This is a genomic window from Clostridium sp. KNHs214 (genome assembly GCF_000744935.1).
Classification (GTDB): Bacteria; Bacillota; Clostridia; order Clostridiales; family Clostridiaceae; genus Haloimpatiens.
Map to the genome: position 1 here is coordinate 282,696 of NZ_JQMW01000011.1, position 24,481 is coordinate 307,176.

Here is a 24,481-nt window from a genome sequence, read left to right on the forward strand (position 1 = left end):
TTATGGTAAAAGTTTTTTCAACACCAACATGTCCATGGTGTAAAAAGGTTAAGGATTATTTAAAAAGCAATAATATAGAGTTTCAAGATATCAATGTGGCTGAAGATGCCGCTGCAAGAAAGGAAATGTTCCAAATTTCAAATCAAATGGGAGTTCCTGTAGTTCAAATTGATGATAAGGTAATCCTTGGTTTTGACAAAGATTCTATTGATGAAGCTTTAGGATTATAATCTGAGCTTTGTGAGAATTAATTTATTGTTCCGAGCTCTTATGCAAGGCATGGAGGAGAAATTTCATAATTCCATCGCATTGTACCTTTTTGTGGGTTAATCATTAAATAAAATGTTTTGGAAAGGAGTTATGTTACTTATGGAAAGATTAGTTGGTAAAAATGCACCTGATTTCACAATGAATGCTGTAAAGGGTGGCGGCAGTGATTTTACACAAGTAAGTCTTGAGGACTACAAGGGCAAGTGGCTAGTTATGTTTTTCTATCCACTAGATTTTACCTTCGTTTGTCCAACTGAGATAACAGGTTTTAGTAAAAGGTATGAGGATTTTAATAAAGTAGGCGCTGAGCTCCTTGCAGTTAGCTGCGACAGTCAGTATTCCCATGAAGCTTGGATTAAGGGTGATCTAGGGAAAATTAAATTTCCTATAGCTTCTGATATTACGAAGTCCGTATCTGACAGCTATGGTATATTAATTAAAGAAGAGGGTATTTCATTGAGGGGCTTATTTATAATAGACCCTGAAGGAGTAGTAAGATATAGTGTGGTTCACGACTTAAATGTAGGCAGAAGTGTAGATGAAACCCTACGTGTACTTAAGGCTTTAAAAACTGGAGGTATGTGCGCCGTAGACTGGAGCGAAGGAGATAAAACTTTATAATAACCAATTTCACTTATGCAATATTCACTCTTGTAATACTAAAATCCAAAAGAAGATATTCCCCCCTTCTTTTGGATTTTCTAATAGGACTATCCGCGTGTTCTACTGACGCAATATGACCCAAAATAGACTAGTATACTTACTTGTTATTTATTTAAATGTGCCTTAGATATCTTTAAAAATGCTAAGCACATCCTGTACCATTCCTCTTTGTTCTTCCGTATTTGCCAAACTCATTAGTTTTTCCTTTATATCTTGCTGCTTAAATGGAATTTCTATTAATGAATTTTGTATATCTTCTATAAATTTTACATTCATGGCATCTGAGTAAACTTTAGCCTCCAGTACTTTTGCATTTTTAAGCTTTAAATTAAATTCAATACCTCCCCAAGGAAATCTCTCCTCTAAGCATATGTCAAATTTGGGTGAACTGCCATATCTAAATTCCCAAGAGGAATACTTTTCATAAAGTTGCTGCATTTCATTAGAATTTTTTTCAGTATATATTTTCTTCCCTTGAACTCTTCCATAAGCTTCCTGAAAACTTTTTTCTAACTGCTCCATCAATTTTTCTATGGATATTTTATCATTTATTTCTTTTAAGTTAACTATTCTGGATTTTACAGAATCTATACCTTTGGATTTTATTTTCTTTTCTGAAACTGTAAGGTACTGAACAAGCCTTTTCATGTCTCCATTTACAAGAAGAGTTCCATGGTGATAGCAAGTATGATCTCCGAAGTAAAAGGCATTTCCTGAGAATTTTCTTCCATCTGCCAATATGTCGTTTCTTCCTGAAAATTCCGCATTTATTCCTAGGTTTTTTACTGCTTTTAATATGACTTGTAATTGATTTTCCAAATTATAGAGTCCTTTGTCCATGGCAAAGGTGAAGTTTAAATTCCCAATGTCATGGAATACTGCCCCTCCCCCAGAAAGTCTTCTAGCCAGCTTCCCACCGTCTTCTTCTAATTCTCTGCATTTACATTCCTTCCATGGATTTTGGTTTTTGCCTATGACTACAGTATCTGCATTTTGCCATAGATATAGTATTATTTCATTAGCTTTTGCTTCTTTCACTAATTTTTCTTCTAAAGCTAAATTAAACCATGGATTAATGCTTTTGGATACTACTATATTGGTAATAATTTCTTTATTATGCAAAATGAATTCCCCCTATTAAAATTCAAGTTACTATAGTACTTTAGTTAGCATTTATGACTATTTTATCCAATATTTTTTAAATATTTCTATTTCCTTAGCCACTCTATTAGTTACAAATGCCACACAAGTTTCTATATCAAACATTTTACTCAAATCCTCTCGATCATCTCTAAGGCTGTAATTTTTAATAATTGACAACTAGAAAATCACACCCCAAAGTGCTATATACATATGTTATATCTTACCCTTAACCAGCTTTTAAATCAAGTAACTTGTGAATTCTACAAATAATGCTAATTCAATGCTAATTGAATAGAAAATTTTCTCTTTTCATACAATGTGCTTATATTGCAAATTTAGTATTATTATATATAATGTGATTATATTGCGAATTTAACATTGCTATATATAATGTACTTATTTTGCGAACTTAGCACTATTATATATTGGGTAAAATAATTCTTTTTTGTGTCTCCAATCACTAATCTCTATTTAGTGTTTAAGTAAAATCTTATTTGGTAGTTAAATGAAATTTTATTTAAGATTAACTAAATTTTATTTAATGATTGGAAACTGTGGATTAATGGACTGATGAATGAGAACTTTTGAGCAAATATAAAAAATCGAGGTGATATTTTGAAAATTTTAAGACAAATTTGCATTATCTTATTTATAAACTTTATTGGTGAGATAATTCATTTAGTTTTGAGAACATCCATACCTGGCAATGTAATTGGTATGATTTTATTATTGATTCTTTTATGCACGGGAGTGCTTAAATTAGAAGTTATAGAGGAAATAAGCGACTTTTTCCTCAAGAACTTAGCTTTTTTCTTCTTACCTGCAGGGGTTGGTCTTATTTCTTGTATGTCTATATTAAATGGAAACTGGAGCGCCATTTTGATGGTATGCCTTTTATCAACTATAGTAGTCATAATAGTAACAGGATTTACCATACAAATTTTAAAGAAAGCCTGTGAGAGTAAAAAACTAAAAATTAATACTAATGATTAACCCACAATAAGGTAGAATGTAATGGAATTATGAAATTTCTCCTCCATGACTTGCATAAGAGCTCAAAACAATAAATTTAATTTAAGAAATTCTAATCTTTTAGCCATATAAAATTATCTAACGCTCACATTCAGCGTCCTGCCTCAGGTTCGCTAGCCTGGCGTCCTTGCCAGACTTACGATAATTTTATCTGTCTAAAAGAAGAATTTCTAAAATTAAATTTAAACAGTTCCTTCGCTTCTTATGCAAGTCATTCCAGAGAAATTTCATAATTCAAGTAATATAATGCTTTTTGTGGGTTAATCTTATTTATTACTTATTTAAAGGAGTTTTATAATGGAAAATCTTTTTAATAATCCCCTATTTGGGATAATAATTTCAGTGATGGCTTTTGAAATAGGTAATTTTATTTATAAAAAAACAAAAATTCCTTTTTTCAATCCCCTACTTATTTCTGTAGCTTTAATAATTTTATTTTTGGAATTTTTCTCTATAAATTTGGAGTCTTATAATAAGGGAGCAAGTATAATAAATTTCTTTTTAGCTCCATCTACAGTAGTTTTGGCGGTGCCTCTTTATAAGAAGATAAATCTTTTAAAGGCTCATGCTATGCCTATAATAGTTGGCATAACTACTGGCAGCATTGCTGGTATAGTTAGCATTATATATCTTTGCAAATTATTTAATTTAGATACAAAATTGAGCATTTCCATGATGCCAAAATCTATAACTACACCTATAGGTATTGAAATATCTAAGCAGCTGGGAGGTATTCCTGCAGTTACCGTAGCAGTTATCATAATAACTGGAATTATGGGTGCCATAATAGGTCCTCTTGTATGTAAAGCTTGCAGAATCAAAGATAGCGTGGCCCTTGGGGTTTCCCTAGGTACCGCTTCCCATGCCATAGGTACCACAAAAGCCATGGAGATAGGTGAAGTGGAAGGTGCCATGAGTAGCCTTGCTATAGGCATAGCTGGACTTTTAACAGTATTTCTGGCTCCACTTTTATTTAAAATATTTCTATAGTTTAAAGGAACCTTTAAGAAGACGATTGAGAAATTTACATTCTTTTTACGACAAAAATTTCTTAACCGGCTTCTTGTTTGTTTTCCCCTATTCTTTATGTTTTCATCTGTTCCTTATGTTTTTCTCTGTTCCTCATATAAATTTTCATAGTGTTAACTGAAATTTTTCACATCTTTGAAATAATATACATCTAGTGTTGGACGCCGCTCTGCTGCTGAGTCCTGCCTAAGTTCTCCGCTCTATTAGAAACATATTCTGTATAATTTGCTCTTCCTTGGGACTCTAACGTCACATTTGCCTTCACTTTTATATTTGATTTAGGCACTATATCATTCCAATCCTGTCCAGTATCTCTTCCATATTTCGCTACTGCATATTTACCTAAACCCAGTACATCAGTTTTGTATTCTTTATTTATCTTTTCTACTACATCTTGACACTGGCTTTCAACTTCCTTTTCAATTTCATTTTGACATTTTTCAACTTCTTTAGGGTCGTTATCTAAATTTTTATATAGAACATTGGACACTACTGTTCCCTTTAAATCTATATTTATTATAAAATTATACTTTCCATTTTCTTTAAAACACTTTACCTTTCTTTTAGATTTGCCGTAAAAATTGATATATTCCTTTACATTTTCTTGTATTGTGATCATCCCTTTTCCACCGTTAAACTTCATTAAATTTATAAATTTTGTTTCATTAAGATTAGCCACTCCAATCATTTTTTCTCCTTTAAATATAGCTAATCCTGTGTTTTGCAATCCACCATCTTTCATCTCTATATAAGGCAGTACTAAGGTTCTTCCTTCCGCATCTACCCTAACTATCATATCTATTGCAGTAAAATTTTTCACATAAAAATAAGCTTCATTTAAATTTTTAATTAAATTCTCTGTATATTCTGCTGGATTCACTCCTTTAATATTTTTTTGTTTAAGTATGTCGTAAGCTTTGCCAGAACATACTGACACGTATCCTCTGTCATTTGTTCTGGGATTTCTCACTAATATATCTAAAAGTTCTCTTACACCTAAACGTGCCTGTGCCTCACTTATTATGTATGATCTCTCTACTCCAAGTATTAATTTTTTATCCATTTTGCTACTTCTGTCTTCTCTTGATTCACCTAAACTATTCCCCTCACCTATTTGAATTATTCCAGTTTCTTGCTGGTCTTGCACTGCCATTAATATAGGAACTACATATTCTTTACCATCCATTTCTTTTATATCATATCCTACAGCCATGGGTATACTAACATTCTCCACCAGTTCACCTTCATTTCCTAAAAATGAATAAATAAACAATATAATTACTATTATTAATGTAATAATTCTTATATTTTTAGGATTTTTTATTTTCTGTAACATTTTTTTCTCCTCTTTTTAACATGATTAGTATAGCAATGGATGTTACATATACTAGGTTAAATATTGCATACATTTTTCCAAGTTTTATTATAATATCTCTCCTATTAGTGGGTGTACCATAAATGCCAGATATATAAAAAAGCACTGGATACAATATATATATCCAAGTCTTCATATTAATTTTTCTCCATATTTCACCTAAACAGTAAGCAATTGAAAAATAGTCTATAGATATGGTTTTAAAAATCATCAATGTCCATAACGACATGCTTATGTACCTAAATGAATTTATTCCAGGAACCATTATACTTTCACTCACCGTTACCACAGGCCATAAAAATTTAGGAATTATATTTATACCTATATAATAAATGGTTATAAAAGTTATCCATGTATATATTATTATAGCTACTATGGAAGCCTTAATACCTGAAGATGTTACTTTCTTTTTATCTTTTAAAAATGGATAGATTAAAAACAAAATTTCTATTCCAAAGTACGAAAATAAACTTTCTTTAGAAGCTTTAATAATATTTTTAAATCCTGATGAAAATACTGGCATTATATTGAGTATATTTCCGTCTTTTAGGGCCACCATGGGTACTAAAAAAAATATAAAAGTTAAATAAAATATCACTTCGTTCATTTTTCCCAAGGTTTTTATTCCTTTATATGATATAAATGCTGGTACTAGTAGTATTGTTATTAATATTTTTTTAGTAGTTAAAAAAGGAGTTATGTACATTATAAGCACGTTGCTTATGCCAGAAGAAAGTCCTGTGAGTAAGTAAATAAAATAGCTTGTAAAAATCAAATTTAGTATAGTGCCTAAAAAATTTCCAAAATATATCTTACTTAAATCCAATATATTATTGTCTGGATGTTTTTTACACATATAGCTTCCTATTAAGACCATATAAATTACATATATTCCTCCTATAGCCGCAGATATCCATCCGTCTTGTTTTGCTATTTTTACTACACTATTAGGTAAACTAAGCATACCTATTCCTATGATACTGCCTATGAGTATTAATGTATACTGGTGGTTAGTTAAGTATATTTCGCTATTTTTTTTCATAAATATGCATAATAGCATTGATTTACAACGCTATACCGAAAACAACGGTACTCCTTTCTTGCATTTACGGTTACGTATTTTTTTTCATCTTTAATCTAATTCTATCTTTTAGTGGTATAACTTCCGGTCTTTCTTTCATTTCTGGAATAGGTGCACGTATAAAGCTGTCCTTTAGGTCTTTTTTCCTAAATGAGAAGTATGCTACACCAAAACTATCCAATGAAGATAAATAAGATACTATAAAGAAATTTCCTAAAACTATTCCATACATTCCTAACCAATTTCCTAAGATCAGCATTGGATAAGAAATCATTCTTATGGATAAAGCCATTTCATAGTTCGGTATTAAAAAAGTAGCTACAGTACTTATACCTACTACTAAAAGTGTCGTGGGACTAACTATTTTTGCTTTTATAGCTGCATCCCCTATGATAATACCGCCTACCACACTTAATATTTGGCCTACTTTACCTGGAAGTCTTAGGCCTCCCTCTCTTAAAAACTCTACAGTTAAATTTATTGATATGATTGACATAAAAGGTGTCAATGCTATGCCCTTTCTTGACTGTAATATGCCCTTTATAAAATCTATGGGTATTAATTCTATATTAAATTTTATTAATGTTATATATACCGCTGGTAAATTTATTATTATAATTACAGATAGAAATCTAACAAGCCTGGAAAAGCTAGCCACTATTGTTCTCTGATTATAATCTTCCACAGCTTGAAAAAATTCTATAAAAATGCTAGGAATGCTCATTACAAAAGGAGTTCCCGATATAAAAACTGCTATTTTTCCTTCCAATAAGTTTGCCTCAATTATGTCTGGTCTTTCTGTAACTAGTGCCTGTGGAAATACAGAAAAAGTATGTTTTTCTATAAGTTGTTCTATTATACCTGCACCTGAAACTTTATCTACATTTATTGCCTTTATTCTTTCCCTAATACTGCTTAGGATTTTATCATCTGTAATATCTTCAATATACATTATAACAACATCTGTATCGCTTCTTTTTCCCAAGGTAAAATTCTCCATCTTTAAATTTTTATCTTTTATCTTTCTTTTTAAAATACTTATATTTACCTCAATATTTTCTACAAATCCTTCTCTACTGCCTCTTATACTAGTTTCATTTTCAGGATCACTTATGCCTCTGTACTCTCCCCCTACAGTATCTGCAACTATAATTTCATTGAAACCATCTACTACTATAGCAGTTTTTCCTCTTTTTAAATTCTTCCCAATCTCTACTAAATCTGAAAGCACTTTAGTATCAGATGCTGTTATATATTTTTTACTTATATATTCTATTTTATCTATATCACCCAAATTTATATTTGTACCCAACATTAAGGGCCTCAATATATCTCTATCTATTGTTTCTTTACTTGCCAATCCATTTATATAGAATATTTTACCTTCAATTTCATCCTTCCCAATTAATATATCCTTTATAACCAGTTGTGCTGGATTTCCTAAAAGTTCTTTGATTTCTTCTTGTTTTTTTTCAATTACACTAGATTTAAATTTCATGAAATCACCACCCTAATCCAGTTTCCCACAATTTTTCTAACCACATTATATATTGTGTATTTTTACAAAAAATATTCTACAATCCCTAGGTTATGCTATGGTGATGAAACAACGTTAAATTTAATTTTCACTATTATATCTTTCCTTTTTTATGAAGATGTCTTATGATAATAAACCCAACTATTATAAACACAAAAGTAAATATTCCTTCTGCTATTAACTCCATTTCTAATTCCTCCAACAATAAATTGTATATAGATTGACTTTCAAATATACTAGCTAAAAAATTATTTTCATAATATTTTTAGCTGGTATATTTGAATTAGTATTTTTAAATTGCTGTCCTTCAATAATGACATTTAGCCAATTTAGGGAGTTTACTAAATTTATTTATCTATATATGAATAAATATCTAATGTATAATTTCAAAATTATGTATCATATTATTAATGTGCTAATTATTGAAAATTTATTCAATGGAGAGATGTATATATGAAATTATTTATTGAAATAACTATACAAACCCTTTTAGCCTTTTTTTCCATACTTTTTATAACTAGAATACTGGGAAGACAGCAAGTAGCTCAACTTACTGTGTTTGAATATATAAATGGCATAACCTTTGGCTCTATAGCTGCCACCCTTGCCACTGACACCAATCAAAAAACTTGGCAGCACCTTATAGGACTTTTCATTTTTGGTTCTTTAACTTTTTTACTCTCCTATATATGTATGAAAAATAGAAATGCTTCTAAAATAATTCAAGGAGAACCAGTTATAGTAATAGAAAATGGTAAAATTTTAGAAGGTAATTTATCAAAATTCCACTATACTGCAGATGACTTAACTCATCTTCTTCGAAAAAAAGATATATTTGATTTAAATACTGTTAAATATGGAATTTTAGAAACTACTGGAGAAATAAGTATTCTAAAAAATGATGACTCCCAAATGTATTTGCAAAAAGAAGTTGTAATTACAGGTAATATAATATATGAAAATTTAAAAAAGCGAAATTTAGATGTGAAGTGGCTTTTAGATAATTTGAGCTTTATGGGCGTAAAAGACATAAAAGATGTATTTTTTGCTTATTTAGATGATAATAATAATTTATTTGTAGACAAAGTGGAGGATCACTTTAAAAAAGAAAATGATATAACGGAGTGAGAATATATTGTGAAGCAAGTGCCATAAGAAAAATCTGTCTTTAAGTCCACAATAAATATATTTTTTAAGACTGTTCGCAATACGCCAAGAAATTCTAATGTTTTCAAATTTCAATACCCTAAAGCTTTCAAACTCGCTTCTGACGGCGCTCAAACATGAAAGCTTCTTAACGGGTATTGAAATTTGAAAACAAAGAATTTCTAAGGCTAGCTCAATAGTATAAAAAAATATATTTATTGTTACCTTAAAGACAGATTTTTCGATTCATGCATAGTTTATCTAGGGGAGAATACGGCCTACTAAAGGATGATTTTCCTCCGCTGCGCTACTGAAAATCTTTTATTGGCGGCAGCCAGGCTAAATAGTAAAACTAAGATTGATATAAAACAATACCTTACATCAAAATATATTAAACGTTTTCTACTTTTTTATTTTAATAAATAAGTAATTATTTATTATTCTAGAAGTTTAGCGCTTAAAATTTTTTTGGCGTGAGCCCGTTGATTTATAATGAGTGATCGAGATATAGGTTGAAACACATAAATATAGATTATAACAACGGATTCTAGCATCTAATCCCTATAACCCAGCACCTAAAAAACCTTTGGTACTAGGGATTGATGACTAGGGATTAGAGACTAAAGACTAAAACGAAAGGCTTCGCCTCCCAAACCACATACATATTAAACTAAAAATCTGATTTTAATGTAGTAATAAATGTGAAATTTAGGACTATTGAACTAGCCTTAGAACTTCTTATGTCTCACAGTTAAAGAACCGTTAAGAAGCTTTCATGTTTGAACGAGGAACGAGTGAGTTTGAAAGCTTTAGGGTCTTTAACTGTGAGACATTTAGAAGTTCTTGGCGTATTGTGAACAGTCCCAAATTACACATTTATTACGGAATTAAAATCAGATTTTTCTTCAATGTATTGCTTCACAATATTCTTATATTTTCTACATGTCTTTTTTTAGTAGTTCTTGAAATTTTTCTTCTGTTACTGGTGGACTATAATAATAACCTTGTATCTCATCACAAGAATTTTTTTTCATAAATTCAATTTGCTCTTCTGTTTCAACTCCTTCAGCTAATACTTTTAGTTTTAAGCTATGGGATAAGTTTATTATTGTTTTAGCCAAAGTTCCATCTTCTTTTTCTGGGTAATCCTTCACAAATTCCCTGTCTATTTTTACTTTATCAAAATGGAATCTTCTCAAATAACTTAAAGATGAATATCCTGTTCCAAAGTCATCCATAGCCATTTTCACTCCTAATTCTCTAATAGATTTTAACTGTTTTTGTATATTGTTTATATTATCTATTAAGACTCCTTCTGTAATTTCTATCTCTAAACAATGGCCTGGTAAATTATACTTTTCTAAAATTTCCTTTATGGTTTTATACATATCTGATTTCTTAAACTGTATAGGTGATATATTAACTGCAATGGTTATATCCCTATTATATTCTTTTCTCCATAGGCTTAGATTTTTACAAGACTCTTCTATAACCCATTTTCCTATAGGAATTATCATATCCGTATTTTCTGCTATAGGTATGAATTGATTAGGGTACACCATTCCCATTTCATGACTATTCCATCTAATAAGTGCTTCTGCACCAACTATTTTTTCATTTTTTAATTCAACTTGTGGCTGGTAGTTTAAGTAGATCTCTCCTCTTTTTATAGCACTTCTAAGCAGATTTTCTATATTTATATCTTTTAAATATTTATCTCTAAGTCCTTGCTCATACATAACTACATTGTATTCTCCAATATCCTTAGCATAAGCTCTAGCTATATTAGCCTTTTCTACTAGCTCATCTATATTATTTGAATCCTTTGGATAATTACTTATTCCTATATCTCCTTTTAAATATACAAATTGCTCTTCTATAGTAAAAGGTAATTTTAAAGAATTAGTTATTAATTTCGAAAACTGAAGAATTATATCTTCATTATTTTCTTCCTTTATTAATATTAAAAATTCATCGCTACTCATCCTAGAAAGTATACATTCTTCTTTGCAGTTTTCTCTAATTCTTTCAGTAAATTGAAGCATTAAATTATCTATAGTATTTACACCTAAGCTATTTTTAATAGTATCATAATTACTTATAATTATAGATATTATGTATATATTTTTTCCATCTAATTTATTCGCATCTGAAAATCTACGATTAAATATCTTTTTCATTAAACTTGCATTAGGCAGAGATGTAATAGTATCATAATTTTTAAGCTTATTTATACTTTCTTCCTTATTTTTTATGTCAGATAAATCCCTAAAAATTCCTATGTATCCACTAACTTTTTTGTAATCTCCTTTTACAGCTATTATAGTGAGTAACTTTGGATAAATTTTACCATTCTTTCGTTTGTCCCATATTTCACCTTGCCATCTTCCTTCGTTTATAATTGTTGCCCACATCTTTTTATAGAATTTCTTACTATGCTTTCCTGATTTAAAGTAGGATGTCTGAAGGCCAATCACCTCTTTATCATAATATCCTGTAATTTTACAAAAGGTTTTATTTACATATATTATATTTGTATGTGCATCTGTAAAAATTATGGCTTCTCCTGAATTTTCAAGAATACTCATAACCAGTTTTAATCTTCTAACTGTCCTTTTTCTCTTATAAATTATCACAGCACTTACGTATGATAACAATACTATTATTATTGTAAATATTATTATTATGCCTACTACACCTTTAAACCAACTTTCCTTTATTAAATTCAATTTATTCTTTGGAAAATAGCATACTAACGTCCAGTTGTCTCGTACATTATCTCCGTAAACATAAATATTTTCTTCATTTATTCTAATTGGCTCAACATTTTCTATACAATATATGCCTTTATTATTTTCCACATTTCCTATCTTTTTATTATCCGGTATACTCACATAATTTCCTTGAGTAAATATTATTTTATCATGGCTTAGAAGTGCAAATGCAAAATCTCCATTATTTTTAATATATCCCTTTAATTTTTTCCAAAGATATTCAGATTCATATTCAAAAACTAATTGTCCCACCTTTTGCTTATTTTTATCTTCTACATCTATCTTAAATTCCATAAAAGCTTTATCTATGGCTAAATCTTCTTTCTTTTGAAAATAAGCCACCGTTTTCCCTTGTGAATCTATAAATTTTATGCTTCTATATATTTTTTTATTATTAGCATATCTTTCAAACATTTTTTGCATATTATTTATATTCTCACCATTAGAATTATTTATATAATCGTTTACTTCGTTGGAGTCTTTTATTACTTTAAAATCAGTAACCACTGAATTAAGAGTATATTCTAAATCATATTTCAGTAATTGTACATCCTTTTGCTGCTTTATTTTTATTAGTTGCCTTTCATTTTTAATTTGCAATAAATAAACAGAGTATATAGTTATAACTAATATTAAAAATGAGGGTATCATTATTCTCAATAAATATTTTACTATGTTTTTTCGCCTTTTATATTGAAAAAGTTTCATAATGGTATACCCCTTTCTTTCAATTTCCCCTTATAGCCAAACAACGTATCTACACAATACCTCTTATACCATTATAAAACATACGTCAAAATATTACATACTTTTCATATGTTTTGTAGAAAATGAGATAGGTAGTAGATTAATTAAATTTATCATTTTTAATATGATTATTATTCTAAAACTCCTATAATTATGATTTATTTCATTATAATCCCCCATATACTAATTCGTATATTATTACAAAAAATAAAGACTGCTGATACATAAATTCATCAGCAATCTTCGACATTTTCCGGGAGGTGTCAGGCACCTATTTCTGAAGTACAGTTTGGACACTTTGTTGCTTCTATATCTATTTCAGTGCAACAGTATGGGCATTTCTTAGTGGTTACAACAGGTGCCTCTTTTTTCTTAAATTTATCAAATTGACGTATAACTATAAATATTGAAAAGGCAATTATTAAGAAGTCAATTACATTGTTTAAAAATAATCCATAATTTATAGTGGCTGCTCCAGCTTTCTTAGCTTCTGCTAATGAGTTAAATTCTTGTCCACTTAAGTTTATGTATAAATTAGAAAAGTCCACTTTTCCTACTAAGCTTCCTATTATAGGCATTATTATGTCATTTACTAAGGATGAAACAATTTTACCAAAAGCCCCTCCTATGATAACACCTACAGCTAAGTCTACTACATTCCCTTTTAAAGCAAATTTTTTAAATTCTTTTAACATGGCAATGGCTAACCTTAATTAAGTTAGCATTCCCTCCCTTCATATTAAATTAAATAGAACTTGTTATTCAGAGTCAATATACCATCATACCTAACTTTTATAGATAATAGGAGTATTCAAGTACATATTCCTAGAATAAAAATTCATTTTTAAATGGACTTAATATATTCATTATTATTTAATTATAATTATTAATAACTTATTTGTAAAGATTTAATTTAAATATATATTCTAAATATAATTTTAAAAACTTCTCTGAAATACATATTTGAGTTTTAATTATCAGTTGTAAAATTATGTTATAGATTTTACCCATTTATAAGATATATAATTAAAATATAATAATCATACGGAGGTATTGAATATGAAATTCATGGATTTACGAAGTGACACAGTTACAAACCCGACAGAAGAAATGAGAAAAGCTATGTTTTCTGCTGAAGTAGGAGACGATGTTTACGGTGACGACCCTACTGTAAAAGAACTAGAGGCATATGCTGCAAAACTTGTGGGAAAAGAAGCCGCTCTATTTGTTCCCAGTGGTACTTTTGGAAATCAGCTATGTCTTTTCACACACTGCAATAGAGGAGATGAAGTCATTTTAGGGGATGACTGCCACATAATAATGCATGAAGTGGGAGCTGCTTCTGTTATTGCTGGAGTCCAACTTAGAACAATTAATACCCATAAAGGCATGATGAATACTGAAGAAATTCAAAGAAAAATTAGAACTGCTGAGGAAGACATACACTATCCTGGTACAAGCTTAATATGTATTGAAAATGCCTATTCTAATGGTATTGTTCCACCTGTTACTTATATGGAAGAGGTTTTTTCCATAGCTAAAAAAAATAATTTAAGGGTTCATTTAGATGGTGCTAGACTTTTCAATGCTGCAACTTATTTAAAGGTTGACCCTAAAGAATTAACTAAATACTGCGATTCAGTGATGTTCTGCCTTTCAAAGGGTCTTTGTGCTCCTGTGGGCTCCATAGTAGCTGGAGATAAGGATTTTATAGATAGAGCTAAGAAAAAGAGAAAATTAATGGGTGGAGGATTAAGACAAAGTGGAATTCTTGCAGCTGCTGGATTGTTAGCTTTAAAAGACATGACTAAAAGATTATCAGATGACCACAAAAATGCTTTAATTTTAGCAGATGAACTTTCTAAAATACCTGGATTTAAAGTTTTCAAAGATGATGTTCAAATAAATATGGTTTTCTTCAGCATGGAGGACAGCAGCGTATCTGGGGAAAAACTAAAAGATGAACTGTTAAAGAAAGGTATAAAGATAAATCCTCCTGAAAATGGCCTTATGAGGTTTGTAACTCACTACTGGATTAAGGAAGAAGACGTTTATTATATTGTGAAATGCATAAGGGAACTTTTGTAATTAATACGTAAAATTTAGTTATATGATTAACCCACAAAAAGCATTACACTACTTGAATTATGAAACTTTTCTGGAATGACCTGCATAAGAAGCGAAGGGACTATTTAAATTTATTGTTCCCAGCTCTTATGCAAGTCCTGGAGGAAAAATTTCATAATTCCACCACATTGTACCTTATTGTGGATTAATCAGTTATATATACATCAACTAAACTATTTTTCATAAAATTGCTTGTTTATATAAAACTAGAGTTTTTACTTTTTAAAAGTATTGCTCTAGTTTTATTTTTGTCATTGTAATTAATTCTTTAATTTTCTGCTTATTTAATTGCTTAGTTTTTTAATTTTTTACTTATCATTTTAATTTTTTACTTAACTTTTGAATTTTTCCGCTTAATTTTTAAACTTTTTTTCTTAATTACTTAATTTGAAGTCCATATTCAACCAGTTACTTATTTTTCTAGTTAAATAATAAATTAGCTCTTTAATTATAAGCTTTGGATTTATGAATATTTTTGTATGCAATTACTAAAAATAATAAAGTAATTACAATGCTTTTCCCAAATACATAAATCTATTATAAAAATTAAATTATAATTAATGAACATAATACGTTAGAAAGGAGATTTGAGAAAATATATTCTTATATTTCTCACTAAAAATAAATATGAATGAGAAAAATACCAAATCCTATTGGATAGATTCCACAGAGGACACAAACTTTCCTTCACTAGATAGAGATATTCATGTAGATGTAGCAATTGTAGGTGCAGGTATAAGTGGAATAACCTGTGCCTATCTTTTAAAGCAGGAAGGTGTAAAACTTGCTCTAATAGATAGCGATAAGATAGCAAAATCTACTTCTGGGCACACCACTGCTAAATTAACGTCTCAGCATGACCTTATATATTCTAAGTTAATAAATTCTCTTGGAAATACTATAGCTAAGGAATATGCTGATGCTAACGAAAAAGCCATAGAACTTGTAAATAAACTCTCTAGGAATTTAAAAATAGATTGTGATCTTGAGAAGTTACCTGCTTATGTGTACACTGAAGATAAAAATTACATACATAAAATAGAAGATGAGGTAGGCGCTGCTGTAAATTTAGGACTGAAAGCTAGCTATGTAAATGAAATTCCTCTTAACTTACCTATAAAAGCAGGCATTTGCTTTGAAGACCAGTACCAATTTCATCCTAGAAAGTATTTATTGGGTTTGTCAAAAGAAATATCTAGTGGCAACTCCACTAACGATTGTAGTATATTTGAAAACACTGCCATAGTAGATGTTGAATATGGAAATCCTTGTGTTCTAACCTCAAAAGAAGGGAAAAAAATTACTTGTTCAAAAGTAATTCTATGTTCACATTTTCCATTTTACGATGGTTTTGGATTATATTTCGCTAGATTGAAGCCTGAAAGATCTTACATAGTATGTGCAAAATCTAAAGATAAGTTTCCCACTGGAATGTTTATAAATGCCGAAACCCCCACTCGTTCCCTTAGACGCCAAAAACATAATGACGGTGAGTTAATTCTTATAGCAGGAGAAAATCACAGAACAGCTCATGGAGAAAATACTATAAACCACTTTGAAAGATTAAAGGAATTCGGAAACTCCTTATTCCAAATAGAAGATTTTCCTTATAGTTGGTCCGCACAAGATTATACAACTCTTGATTATATACCTTATGTGGGAAATTTAACCTCTTCGAAAAAAAACATATATGTAGCCGCAGGTTTTAGAAAATGGGGCATGACCAACGGCACAGCTTCCGCTATGATTATAAGAGACTTGATAATAAACGGTAAGAGTCCATGGCAGAATGCATATAGTCCTTCACGGACTAATTTTACAGCCTCCGCGAAAAACTTCATAACTGTAAACTCCGATACAGCAAAACATCTTGTTAAAGGGAAGCTAACTGCAGGTGAAAAGGACGCTCATGTCTCTATAGGTGAAGGTACGGTAGTCGAAATAGACGGCAAAAAGTATGGTGTTTATAGAGATTCCACTGAAAATCTTCATATAGTTGATACTACTTGTACACATATGGGATGTGATTTAAACTGGAATGCAGCAGAAAAATCCTGGGATTGTCCTTGCCACGGTTCAAGATTTTCCTACGAAGGACACGTAATTGAAGGTCCTGCCACAAGAGATTTAAACCACTACAAGGAGTCTCCTAATAAAATATCCCCCAATATACTCTAAGAATAAATTGCGACGCAATTTATGGCTTAAGTGTGCTAGTTAGCCAGTGGGCTAGAGGGCTAGTAAAGGATAATTTTTCTTCATTGCATTATGAAAATTTTACAATTTTAAAAGGAGCTGTCGTACTAAGAATAAATCCTACTATATATTGTGCTAAATTTAAACTTGCAAAACAATATATTGTATGTGAATTCTTTAATGCAACAGCCTCTTTTTGGCTTAACTTAAATCTTTTATTAGCGATAGCCAGCGAAAATACTAAAACTAAAATTTATACAACCCTATGCCTCACGGCAAAATGAATTAAATTTTAGCCATTATCTTATTTTGATAAGTATCATATAATTTTTAGAAAGGCTACGCCTAAAAAATATTATGAGCGCTTTCCTATTTATAAATTAAAGATTTTCCATAGCGAAGCGGAGGAAAATCCTCCTTTAGTAGGCTGTTCTCTCCCCGTGACGATATACGCATGACCTGAAAAATCTGCTTTTAAGGGAACAATAAATATATTTTTTTAGACTATTGAGCTAGCTTTAGAAATTCTTTGTTTTCAAATTTGAATACCCGTTAAGAAGCTTTCATTGCCTGAATGAGGAACGAGTGAGTTTGAAAGCTTTAGGGTATTCAAATTTGAAAACATTAGAATTTCTTAGCGTACTGCGAACAGTCTAAAAAAATATATTTATTGTGGACTTAAAAGCAGATTTTTCCTACGCCACTTACGTCACAATTTTCTTACAAAATGTCATTTATTAAACTATTTTATGAGAAGCATAGTGTTCCTCTGCATCTTTTTGTTTTTCCTCTAAGTAATTACATATATCCTTAAAGTCTTGAATCCACTTAATCTTGGCAAGTTCTCTTAAATCTAAAACTATGCCTGTGCTTTTTTGTTTTATACATTCCATATTATATATTGGTGTTTCCACAAAACCTTTTTTATAATTATATACACAAGGTACAAAGTTATCCCAGTTATTTTCAAAATATTTAGTTTTAGCAAAACATAATCTATATATATGAAAAATCATTCCCAAAGCTGAACTCTTTTTTGCAAATCTGTGACTAAAATATTCCTGATCCGGGTATTTTTCCTGAAGTCTTACCCAGTAAAGTCTTTCATTTGGATGAAGATTGTATTTATCTAGTATTTTGCACTTTTCATGGCCTAGCTCTTCTCTCATTATTTTTTCTCTTTGCTGTGCCTCTAAACCTTTTAAAGTATCATTGTCCATAAACATACTTCTAACCTCCAAATCTTATATATATTATACTTCATCTTATATTCTATTCTCCAACCATCCACAATTCCAATATGGATTATTTATAAACAATATTTTATCTATAGATTATCTCAATTTCATAAATTTCTAATATATCAAACTTCGACTATATTCCCTATATATCGGTAGGTGCCTGACACCTGAATATTTTCTTTCATTAATTCAAATACTATTATAGAAAAATAATTTAATTTGAAGGGAGTTTTATAGAATGACCGTTGTAAATAAATTAGCTCAAACTTTAGAAATGATTAAGGCATCAGAATCCAGCTGCAAAACTTTTTCTATGGATACAGATGATCCTCAAGCAAAGAAATTATTTAATCAAGTGGCTGAAAACTTAAAGATGTGTGAAGGTATGCTTCAAAGTAGAGTTAACTACATTATGAGTGAAGAACCTCAATATCAACCTCAAGAACAACAAAAGCAAATTGACCAACAAATACAAGCTGAAAATCAACAACAGTAAATATAAATTAATAAGCACCTTATGGCTTAATTATGCTAGTCTGCCACTCAGCTAAAATTTAGTATATTCCTCCATAAGACACTGGTTTTATATGTCTTAACTATAGTGTTTAGTTAGCTATGGTCATAAAAGATTTAAAGTGAACTAAAATAAATGGCTGTCGCATTAAGGAATTCACTACAATATATTGTTTTACAAGTTTAAAGTTGACACAATATACCGTAGAATTTATTCTTAGTGCAACAGCCCCTTTATTTTTTACCTCTGTCTTAAATGGATGTTGAAAATTAATATGAAATTACTATTCAAAGGTAGAATGATACACCAAGCATTAGAAAGACTCAATTCCTTATATATCAAAAGTTATATATCTTCCTAGGATTGCATCTATTGTTTGTTTATCTTCACGGTCTGCATATATTGTAAGCATGTAATATCCCTTGTTCACTTCTTCTATAGGCTTGAATAGCATTATTATGGCTGTGCTTATAGCTGCCACTATAGAAAATACAGCTGACGTTAAAATAGTAGATACCAGTGAACCTCCTGACGAAATAGGATTTAAAATAGGCATGGGTATTACTGAATTCCCATGAAATAATCCTATAAGAGCGCCTATTATGCCTCCACAGACCGCTGCTTTTAAAATACTTTTTACTTCTCGCTTGAATATAATACAAGTACTGGATACTTCCTCTACATAATTATCTGTAAGCTGTTTGCTGTTTAAATTGTAGATTCCATTATTATTAAAGTCATCAATAGCTCCCTGTAATTCCTCTTTTTTAGAAAATATTTTTGTAACTCTATAGGTGTACCTAGGAATGTTCTCCAGCTTATTCTTCATCTTTTCATGTAATGCATTTTGAGCTTCTTCCTGGTCTATCTTTGCTTTAACTTTCCTATCTAATTCTTTCATTTTTTCTTTTCTTCTCAACTCTTCTTTAATTTCTACTTTTTCTTTTTTTCCTATCACCTCTTTGTTATCTTCTACTTTAAGTTTTCCTTTATATTCTACCCCATCTAGGTTTTGTTCCATTTTTAATTCATTATTTTTCTCTACGTTATCTATATTATCTTTTCTTATTTTATATATATTTTCTTTTCCTATTTCATCTATATTTTCTTTTCCTATTTCATCTATATTTTCTTTTCCTATTTCATCTATATTTTCTTTTCCTATTTCATCTGCATTATTTTTTCCTATTTTATCTATATTTTCTTTTCTTATTTTATCTATATTATTTTTTATTTGCTCATTTTCATTTTTTTCTTCTCTACACATTTTTCTCCTCTTTGTAAAATTCTTTTATTTTTATTATTTTTTATTTATGCACTTTTAACAACTTAAAAATTTATAACTGTTCTTTACTTAATTCAAACTTATAAGATTTTCTGTAAGACAAATATTAAACTTCTAATGAGTTAACGACCTGTATCCAGTTACTTCATTTGAAATGAAGGCATGCTTATCTCTAATAACTCATCTATTTTAGTTTGAGTAAGATTGCTTATGGCATCTTCAGAACCTATTATCCAACCACTATTGTATACATGCTCTTGTGGTGAATTATAGGCTGGCTTTATTACTTGAAGATAATTTTTCACCACATCTGGTATTTCATTTTCCTGAACTAAAAGTATTGGTGCATGCTTACCTTTATGAGATAAAACTGTGGATGTTACAGCAATTTGCCATTGCTTTGGATTTACAAATATGAAATTATGTCCAGGTTCCGAAATACCCCATCCAAAATCTCTAGGTCTTTTTCCTATCCACCAAGCAAAATTTTTACCTAAATCCTTATAGCTTGCAAATCCTACCGATGTACTGTATACATCATTACCTAATGGAATTCTTTGCACATGACCGTATTTGGAAAGTTGCTTTTCTGTAGAATTTAAAATAAGTTCTTGCCCTCCTAAAATGTATATATATGCTTTTCCGTGTCTGTTTTTTAGAGCTTTTTCAACCTCTTTTGGAATTTTATCTTTTTGTATAAAAAAGAAACCATCGCCTGAATGAGAACTCCATGCTGCTTGTGGTAATGCATACTGTGGATTTTCAATAGAGGTTATTATTACTGCATCTCTGTGATCTCCATTTAATGCTGCTAAATAATTATCTATGTTTAAACTTAAAGCAAAAACGTTATCACCATTTATATGCCTATACTTAAGTTTCCTATTATCTAGAGTTTTTAATACACTAGCATCCACATTTCCTATTACAATGATTTTCGTATTTCCATCTAGAAATATTCCTTCAGGCTTTAGTCTATCTATCTCCTTTAAGGTTTCCTCTGGTACATGCTCCTTTTTAGTATAAAGTATTGGAGCATTTATAGGTTCATGTGAAATTCTAGCTGCCAACATGGCATCCTTCATTTTATCATCTCTCACTAATATAACTGCATTAGGCCTGTTATACTTAAATGAGGATGGATAGGCCACTTGAGTTATAGCTACTGTAGTTCCATACAAAGTTTTCCCTTGAATTCTTACTGTATTACTGGTGACTTTTTGCTCTATAGAATTTCCCTTTAAAATTGTTTTACTCCTATGATAATAAGGTTTGTATATGAACAAGAAATATATAGCTACAGCTAAAAGAATTAATGCAATTGTCAAAACTACTCTATATATTTTTCTTAAAATTTCATTAGTCATAAATAATCCCTTTCTTCCATCAGTTGTATTATAATTCCTTACATAATACCTATTTTTCTACCATTCCTAACAAGTATCCAATTTGGTATGTATGAAGTTAAAAATCCTATAAAAGCTGAAAACTGCATAAATCCAAACCAAGATATATTTTCTTCACTTAGAATTACTGGTAAATATACCCTATGAAGCCACCACATACTTATGAACATACCCACTGAAACTGCAATGATAGAAATAATTGTAAGAGGTAAACTCTCCCTAACTGCTTCCTTATGTTCTATTCCCTTCATCTCAGCTATCATAGCTGGCATAAATACGAATAAATTTAACAAAAAAGCAATTATAAAAGATATTATCATATTTAAAATCATAGGATTACCTAATAGGTAGGAACCGTATCTTCCATAGAAAGATATTAAAGGTGATCCTACATAAGTAGATATGTAGTTAACTCCTATTATTGCCGATGCCCCAAAAGCTATACTCATAATTGTGGCAACAGCAGCCTGCTTCCATAATGGTCTTAGCCAAACTGCATTTTGGTTCATTTTCATCCAAGGGGAGTTTATATAACATATTATGTAAAGCCATAATCCCACAGGTCCCAAAACCAGTACTGCCAATATCCACATAACTTTAGTTAAAGTATTTAATCTTTTCATCCTGTAAAAAGCATGTAGTCCGGTCCAAAGAGCCCCCATTAATGAGATTAAACTGAGTATTATAGAAATTACATCTACTCCGCTAACTCCTTGAGGTCCTAATGTTTTATATGGTTGTATTTCTTGAGAGTAATCTGCTCTAGCCTGAACAGAAAAATCTATTACATCTTCATTTCCTATTACCCAAATATTATTAAATGGTCCTTCTGTAGGATTAACCCAATAATTAGGCTTATTTCTCCACAGATGATTTTCTGTTAAAGTAGACAATTTATCTTTATCCGTCCATAAAATCGGCCCTGCTTTGGCCTTCAGAGAAAGCTGACTACCTAATATAGCCATAGTAGGTTCTTGCCTTGAACAAATCATAAAGCTTTGGTGATTGTCGTTTCTACTTCTATTTATATTCCAGCCAACACCCTCCTCATTATCATAGAACCTGGAAAAATTAATGGCAAAGCTATCTGCACTGCGCCCTGAAATAACTTTAGTTGGTGTATTTAAATTTTTATTTAAATTCTGTACAAAATCTTCTCCAGCATTATTCTTCTTGCCTAATATATATAGTTTATCTAACTTTACATCTTTTATTGCCTGTTTTGATGCATTATAAAGCTGATTATCTTTATTTAAGTATAGTAATAGTCCTCCATTTCTAACTATCCAAGGTGCTACTGGTATAGCCATCAAAGGCTCTTTATCTGAGATTATAAATCCATACTTTTCTTGATTATATTCATTTCCATTCTGAAAGTTTTGCATTTCGTACACCTTTGATAAAAGTTCATTTGTATTTTCATAGCTTACAGCCTTCACTCTAAGTCCAGTATTTTCAAAGTCTTTTCTTAAATCTTCTATATTTGATCCTAAAAGTAATATCTGTGAATTATCTAAAGATAATATACCCTTGGGAAGTGTACTCTTAGCGTAATTTAAAATACTCTCTCTATTGCTGCTATTTATTTGTAGAATAGGGCTATTGTACTCTTTTACCAATGGCATTAAACTCAAAACCTGTTGCCATTCATCTGATTTAATTACTATAAATCCATTAGGCTTACTTTTATAATCCCCAACTGGAAATAAAATATCAGCAGTTTTTATGCCTATATCCTCCTTAGATTTTCCCATAACTCGTACGGTATTTCCTGTATTTAAATGAACCCTCTCATTTTTTAAATTTATTTTTTCTGGGAAAATAGCATTTTTTAAAATTCTCATTTGACCTACAACTAATACAATACATAAAAGTGTAGCTACATATACAGATGCTTTTTTCATTTATATCACTCTCCACTAATTGCTCCTTAATCATTATTAATCTATCTATGAATTTACACCCTGTGAACTCTCCCTCCACTTGCTTACGCTGAAATGGGAGCTTCTTGTTTAAAATATACCTACCTATATATTAATATTTGCTTTTCTATCTATAAAAATACACAAAAGACGTGACAATTTTTCATCACGCCTTTTGTGTATTTATTCGACATAATACGGTAGGTGACAGTCACCTGTCGATGACTGTCACCTATTCTATCATTTTATATCCAACTCCAAAAATTGTTTCTATTATTGAGTTTACTTTGTTCTCTTTGAGTTTTTTTCTTATTCTTTGAACATGTATGTCTACAGTTCTAGTATCGCCTATAAAATCAAACCCCCAAACTCTTTCTAAAAGTTCTTGCCGATAGAATACTCTGCCTTTATTTTCTGCAAGAAATACTAATAAATCAAATTCTTTATTGGTTAACTTAACTTCTATGCTGTTTTTTAATACTCTTCTTTTTTCTTTGTATATAATTATATGTTTTTTTAAATTCAATACCTGACACAATTCTCCATTACTATCTTTTGCACAAAGTTTTATTCTTCTAAAAATAGCTTTAACTTTAACTGTAAATTCTCTAATATCGAAAGGTTTTGGTATATAATCATCTGCACCTAGTTCAATGGCTAAAATTTCTTCAGTAATATCTTTTGCATCAGTTATGGTCACTATGGGGATTATAAACTCTCTTGCTACAACTTTGCATAGTTCAATTCCATTTATATCTGGAATATTCAAATCTAAAACCAACATATCTGGTTTGTATTTATGCAAAAAATATATGGCTTTCTTGCCCTCTTTAATAGCAATGGCATTAAAGCCTTCTTTATGAAGTGCTTCACAAATAGTTTTGGATATTAAATTTTCCGGTTCTATAATGAGAATTTTTTTTGTTTCCATAAATATCACCCATATTAAATTTTATTACAGGATGCATATGTAAAAAGTTACAAATCAGATAC

General features: G+C 30.1%; 20 protein-coding genes. 8 read left to right on the forward strand and 12 right to left on the reverse strand.

Annotated elements, in window-relative coordinates:
• The first annotated feature begins 2 nt into the window (after positions 1 to 2).
• Both CC89_RS09990 and CC89_RS09995 read left to right on the forward strand, forming a co-directional pair.
• Entirely contained in the window at positions 3 to 230 is a 228-nt protein-coding gene (locus CC89_RS09990) for a glutaredoxin family protein (RefSeq protein WP_035291781.1), read from the forward strand.
• 139 nt (positions 231 to 369) lie between these two features.
• The gene (locus CC89_RS09995; RefSeq protein ID WP_035291783.1) at positions 370 to 891 is read left to right on the forward strand and encodes a peroxiredoxin; all 522 of its coding nucleotides are present in this window, start codon (positions 370 to 372) and stop codon (positions 889 to 891) included.
• Positions 892 to 1,056: 165 nt separating this feature from the next.
• Here the strand turns inward: CC89_RS09995 and lplA are convergent, their stop codons facing one another.
• Both lplA and CC89_RS20505 read right to left on the reverse strand, forming a co-directional pair.
• Positions 1,057 to 2,055 (reverse strand): lipoate--protein ligase, encoded by a 999-nt coding sequence (gene lplA, locus CC89_RS10000; protein ID WP_035291784.1) that lies wholly within the window; start codon positions 2,053 to 2,055, stop codon positions 1,057 to 1,059.
• 57 nt (positions 2,056 to 2,112) lie between these two features.
• Positions 2,113 to 2,253, reverse strand: a complete 141-nt coding sequence (locus tag CC89_RS20505) for a hypothetical protein (RefSeq protein ID WP_180964022.1) — start codon at positions 2,251 to 2,253, stop codon at positions 2,113 to 2,115.
• A 438-nt stretch (positions 2,254 to 2,691) separates the two neighbouring features.
• Here CC89_RS20505 and CC89_RS10005 point away from each other — a divergent pair, with 438 nt between their 5' ends.
• Both CC89_RS10005 and CC89_RS10010 read left to right on the forward strand, forming a co-directional pair.
• Positions 2,692 to 3,069, forward strand: coding sequence for a CidA/LrgA family protein (locus tag CC89_RS10005; protein ID WP_035291786.1), 378 nt, complete (start codon positions 2,692 to 2,694; stop codon positions 3,067 to 3,069).
• Between the two features lie 336 nt (positions 3,070 to 3,405).
• Positions 3,406 to 4,098 (forward strand): LrgB family protein, encoded by a 693-nt coding sequence (locus CC89_RS10010; RefSeq protein ID WP_035291788.1) that lies wholly within the window; start codon positions 3,406 to 3,408, stop codon positions 4,096 to 4,098.
• A gap of 190 nt (positions 4,099 to 4,288) precedes the next feature.
• Here the strand turns inward: CC89_RS10010 and CC89_RS10015 are convergent, their stop codons facing one another.
• From CC89_RS10015 to CC89_RS10025, 3 genes are all read right to left on the reverse strand, one after another.
• Positions 4,289 to 5,473, reverse strand: coding sequence for a Ger(x)C family spore germination protein (locus CC89_RS10015; protein WP_051931695.1), 1,185 nt, complete (start codon positions 5,471 to 5,473; stop codon positions 4,289 to 4,291).
• Complete coding sequence (locus CC89_RS10020) at positions 5,448 to 6,554, reverse strand: GerAB/ArcD/ProY family transporter (protein WP_035293507.1); 1,107 nt, start codon at positions 6,552 to 6,554, stop codon at positions 5,448 to 5,450. The genes CC89_RS10015 and CC89_RS10020 overlap by 26 nt, the downstream gene beginning before the upstream one ends.
• Positions 6,555 to 6,624: 70 nt before the next feature.
• The gene (locus CC89_RS10025) at positions 6,625 to 8,091 is read right to left on the reverse strand and encodes a spore germination protein (RefSeq protein WP_035291790.1); all 1,467 of its coding nucleotides are present in this window, start codon (positions 8,089 to 8,091) and stop codon (positions 6,625 to 6,627) included.
• Positions 8,092 to 8,583: 492 nt separating this feature from the next.
• On the opposite strand from CC89_RS10025, the gene CC89_RS10030 reads away from it, so the two are divergent.
• Positions 8,584 to 9,258, forward strand: coding sequence for a DUF421 domain-containing protein (locus tag CC89_RS10030; RefSeq protein WP_035291793.1), 675 nt, complete (start codon positions 8,584 to 8,586; stop codon positions 9,256 to 9,258).
• 956 nt (positions 9,259 to 10,214) lie between these two features.
• Here the strand turns inward: CC89_RS10030 and CC89_RS10035 are convergent.
• A complete protein-coding gene (locus CC89_RS10035) occupies positions 10,215 to 12,758 on the reverse strand; it encodes a putative bifunctional diguanylate cyclase/phosphodiesterase (protein WP_035291796.1) in 2,544 nt (847 codons plus the stop codon).
• 302 nt (positions 12,759 to 13,060) lie between these two features.
• Positions 13,061 to 13,492 carry a large conductance mechanosensitive channel protein MscL gene (gene mscL, locus CC89_RS10040; RefSeq protein ID WP_035291799.1) on the reverse strand — a complete coding sequence of 144 codons (432 nt, stop codon included), beginning with the start codon at positions 13,490 to 13,492 and terminating at the stop codon, positions 13,061 to 13,063.
• 364 nt (positions 13,493 to 13,856) lie between these two features.
• Between mscL and ltaE the strand changes: the two genes are divergently transcribed.
• Together ltaE and CC89_RS10050 are read left to right on the forward strand one after the other, a co-directional pair.
• Complete coding sequence (gene ltaE, locus CC89_RS10045; protein WP_035291801.1) at positions 13,857 to 14,885, forward strand: low-specificity L-threonine aldolase; 1,029 nt, start codon at positions 13,857 to 13,859, stop codon at positions 14,883 to 14,885.
• 666 nt (positions 14,886 to 15,551) lie between these two features.
• Positions 15,552 to 17,102 (forward strand): FAD-dependent oxidoreductase, encoded by a 1,551-nt coding sequence (locus tag CC89_RS10050; protein WP_035291802.1) that lies wholly within the window; start codon positions 15,552 to 15,554, stop codon positions 17,100 to 17,102.
• 755 nt (positions 17,103 to 17,857) lie between these two features.
• On the opposite strand, the gene CC89_RS10060 is transcribed toward CC89_RS10050, so the two are convergent.
• Positions 17,858 to 18,346: a hypothetical protein gene (locus CC89_RS10060; RefSeq protein WP_341457741.1), complete on the reverse strand. Its 489-nt coding sequence runs from the start codon at positions 18,344 to 18,346 to the stop codon at positions 17,858 to 17,860.
• Positions 18,347 to 18,599: 253 nt separating this feature from the next.
• Here CC89_RS10060 and CC89_RS10065 point away from each other — a divergent pair, with 253 nt between their 5' ends.
• Positions 18,600 to 18,857 carry a DUF1657 domain-containing protein gene (locus tag CC89_RS10065; protein WP_035291806.1) on the forward strand — a complete coding sequence of 86 codons (258 nt, stop codon included), beginning with the start codon at positions 18,600 to 18,602 and terminating at the stop codon, positions 18,855 to 18,857.
• A 349-nt stretch (positions 18,858 to 19,206) separates the two neighbouring features.
• Here the strand turns inward: CC89_RS10065 and CC89_RS19550 are convergent, their stop codons facing one another.
• From CC89_RS19550 to CC89_RS10085, 4 genes are all read right to left on the reverse strand, one after another.
• Positions 19,207 to 20,142: a hypothetical protein gene (locus CC89_RS19550; RefSeq protein WP_051931696.1), complete on the reverse strand. Its 936-nt coding sequence runs from the start codon at positions 20,140 to 20,142 to the stop codon at positions 19,207 to 19,209.
• A gap of 158 nt (positions 20,143 to 20,300) precedes the next feature.
• Positions 20,301 to 21,527, reverse strand: coding sequence for a cell wall-binding repeat-containing protein (locus tag CC89_RS10075; RefSeq protein ID WP_035291807.1), 1,227 nt, complete (start codon positions 21,525 to 21,527; stop codon positions 20,301 to 20,303).
• 38 nt (positions 21,528 to 21,565) lie between these two features.
• Positions 21,566 to 23,470 (reverse strand): DUF4396 domain-containing protein, encoded by a 1,905-nt coding sequence (locus CC89_RS10080; protein ID WP_035291809.1) that lies wholly within the window; start codon positions 23,468 to 23,470, stop codon positions 21,566 to 21,568.
• 250 nt (positions 23,471 to 23,720) lie between these two features.
• Complete coding sequence (locus CC89_RS10085) at positions 23,721 to 24,419, reverse strand: response regulator transcription factor (protein WP_035291811.1); 699 nt, start codon at positions 24,417 to 24,419, stop codon at positions 23,721 to 23,723.
• Positions 24,420 to 24,481: the final 62 nt, after the last annotated feature.

What these genes read in the sequence shown, in the direction of transcription:
- CC89_RS10025 (WP_035291790.1), bottom strand. Translation starts at nt 8,091, where the DNA reads ATGAAATTTAAATCTAGTGTAATTGAAAAAAAACAAGAAGAAATCAAA.
- CC89_RS10035 (WP_035291796.1), bottom strand. Translation starts at nt 12,758, where the DNA reads ATGAAACTTTTTCAATATAAAAGGCGAAAAAACATAGTAAAATATTTA.
- CC89_RS10075 (WP_035291807.1), bottom strand. Translation starts at nt 21,527, where the DNA reads ATGACTAATGAAATTTTAAGAAAAATATATAGAGTAGTTTTGACAATT.
- CC89_RS10020 (WP_035293507.1), bottom strand. Translation starts at nt 6,554, where the DNA reads ATGAAAAAAAATAGCGAAATATACTTAACTAACCACCAGTATACATTA.
- CC89_RS10050 (WP_035291802.1), top strand. Translation starts at nt 15,552, where the DNA reads ATGAATGAGAAAAATACCAAATCCTATTGGATAGATTCCACAGAGGAC.
- ltaE (WP_035291801.1), top strand. Translation starts at nt 13,857, where the DNA reads ATGAAATTCATGGATTTACGAAGTGACACAGTTACAAACCCGACAGAA.
- CC89_RS19550 (WP_051931696.1), bottom strand. Translation starts at nt 20,142, where the DNA reads ATGTGTAGAGAAGAAAAAAATGAAAATGAGCAAATAAAAAATAATATA.
- CC89_RS10065 (WP_035291806.1), top strand. Translation starts at nt 18,600, where the DNA reads ATGACCGTTGTAAATAAATTAGCTCAAACTTTAGAAATGATTAAGGCA.
- CC89_RS10015 (WP_051931695.1), bottom strand. Translation starts at nt 5,473, where the DNA reads ATGTTACAGAAAATAAAAAATCCTAAAAATATAAGAATTATTACATTA.
- CC89_RS10060 (WP_341457741.1), bottom strand. Translation starts at nt 18,346, where the DNA reads ATGTTTATGGACAATGATACTTTAAAAGGTTTAGAGGCACAGCAAAGA.
- CC89_RS10010 (WP_035291788.1), top strand. Translation starts at nt 3,406, where the DNA reads ATGGAAAATCTTTTTAATAATCCCCTATTTGGGATAATAATTTCAGTG.
- mscL (WP_035291799.1), bottom strand. Translation starts at nt 13,492, where the DNA reads ATGTTAAAAGAATTTAAAAAATTTGCTTTAAAAGGGAATGTAGTAGAC.
- CC89_RS10080 (WP_035291809.1), bottom strand. Translation starts at nt 23,470, where the DNA reads ATGAAAAAAGCATCTGTATATGTAGCTACACTTTTATGTATTGTATTA.
- CC89_RS09995 (WP_035291783.1), top strand. Translation starts at nt 370, where the DNA reads ATGGAAAGATTAGTTGGTAAAAATGCACCTGATTTCACAATGAATGCT.
- CC89_RS10030 (WP_035291793.1), top strand. Translation starts at nt 8,584, where the DNA reads ATGAAATTATTTATTGAAATAACTATACAAACCCTTTTAGCCTTTTTT.
- CC89_RS10085 (WP_035291811.1), bottom strand. Translation starts at nt 24,419, where the DNA reads ATGGAAACAAAAAAAATTCTCATTATAGAACCGGAAAATTTAATATCC.
- CC89_RS09990 (WP_035291781.1), top strand. Translation starts at nt 3, where the DNA reads ATGGTAAAAGTTTTTTCAACACCAACATGTCCATGGTGTAAAAAGGTT.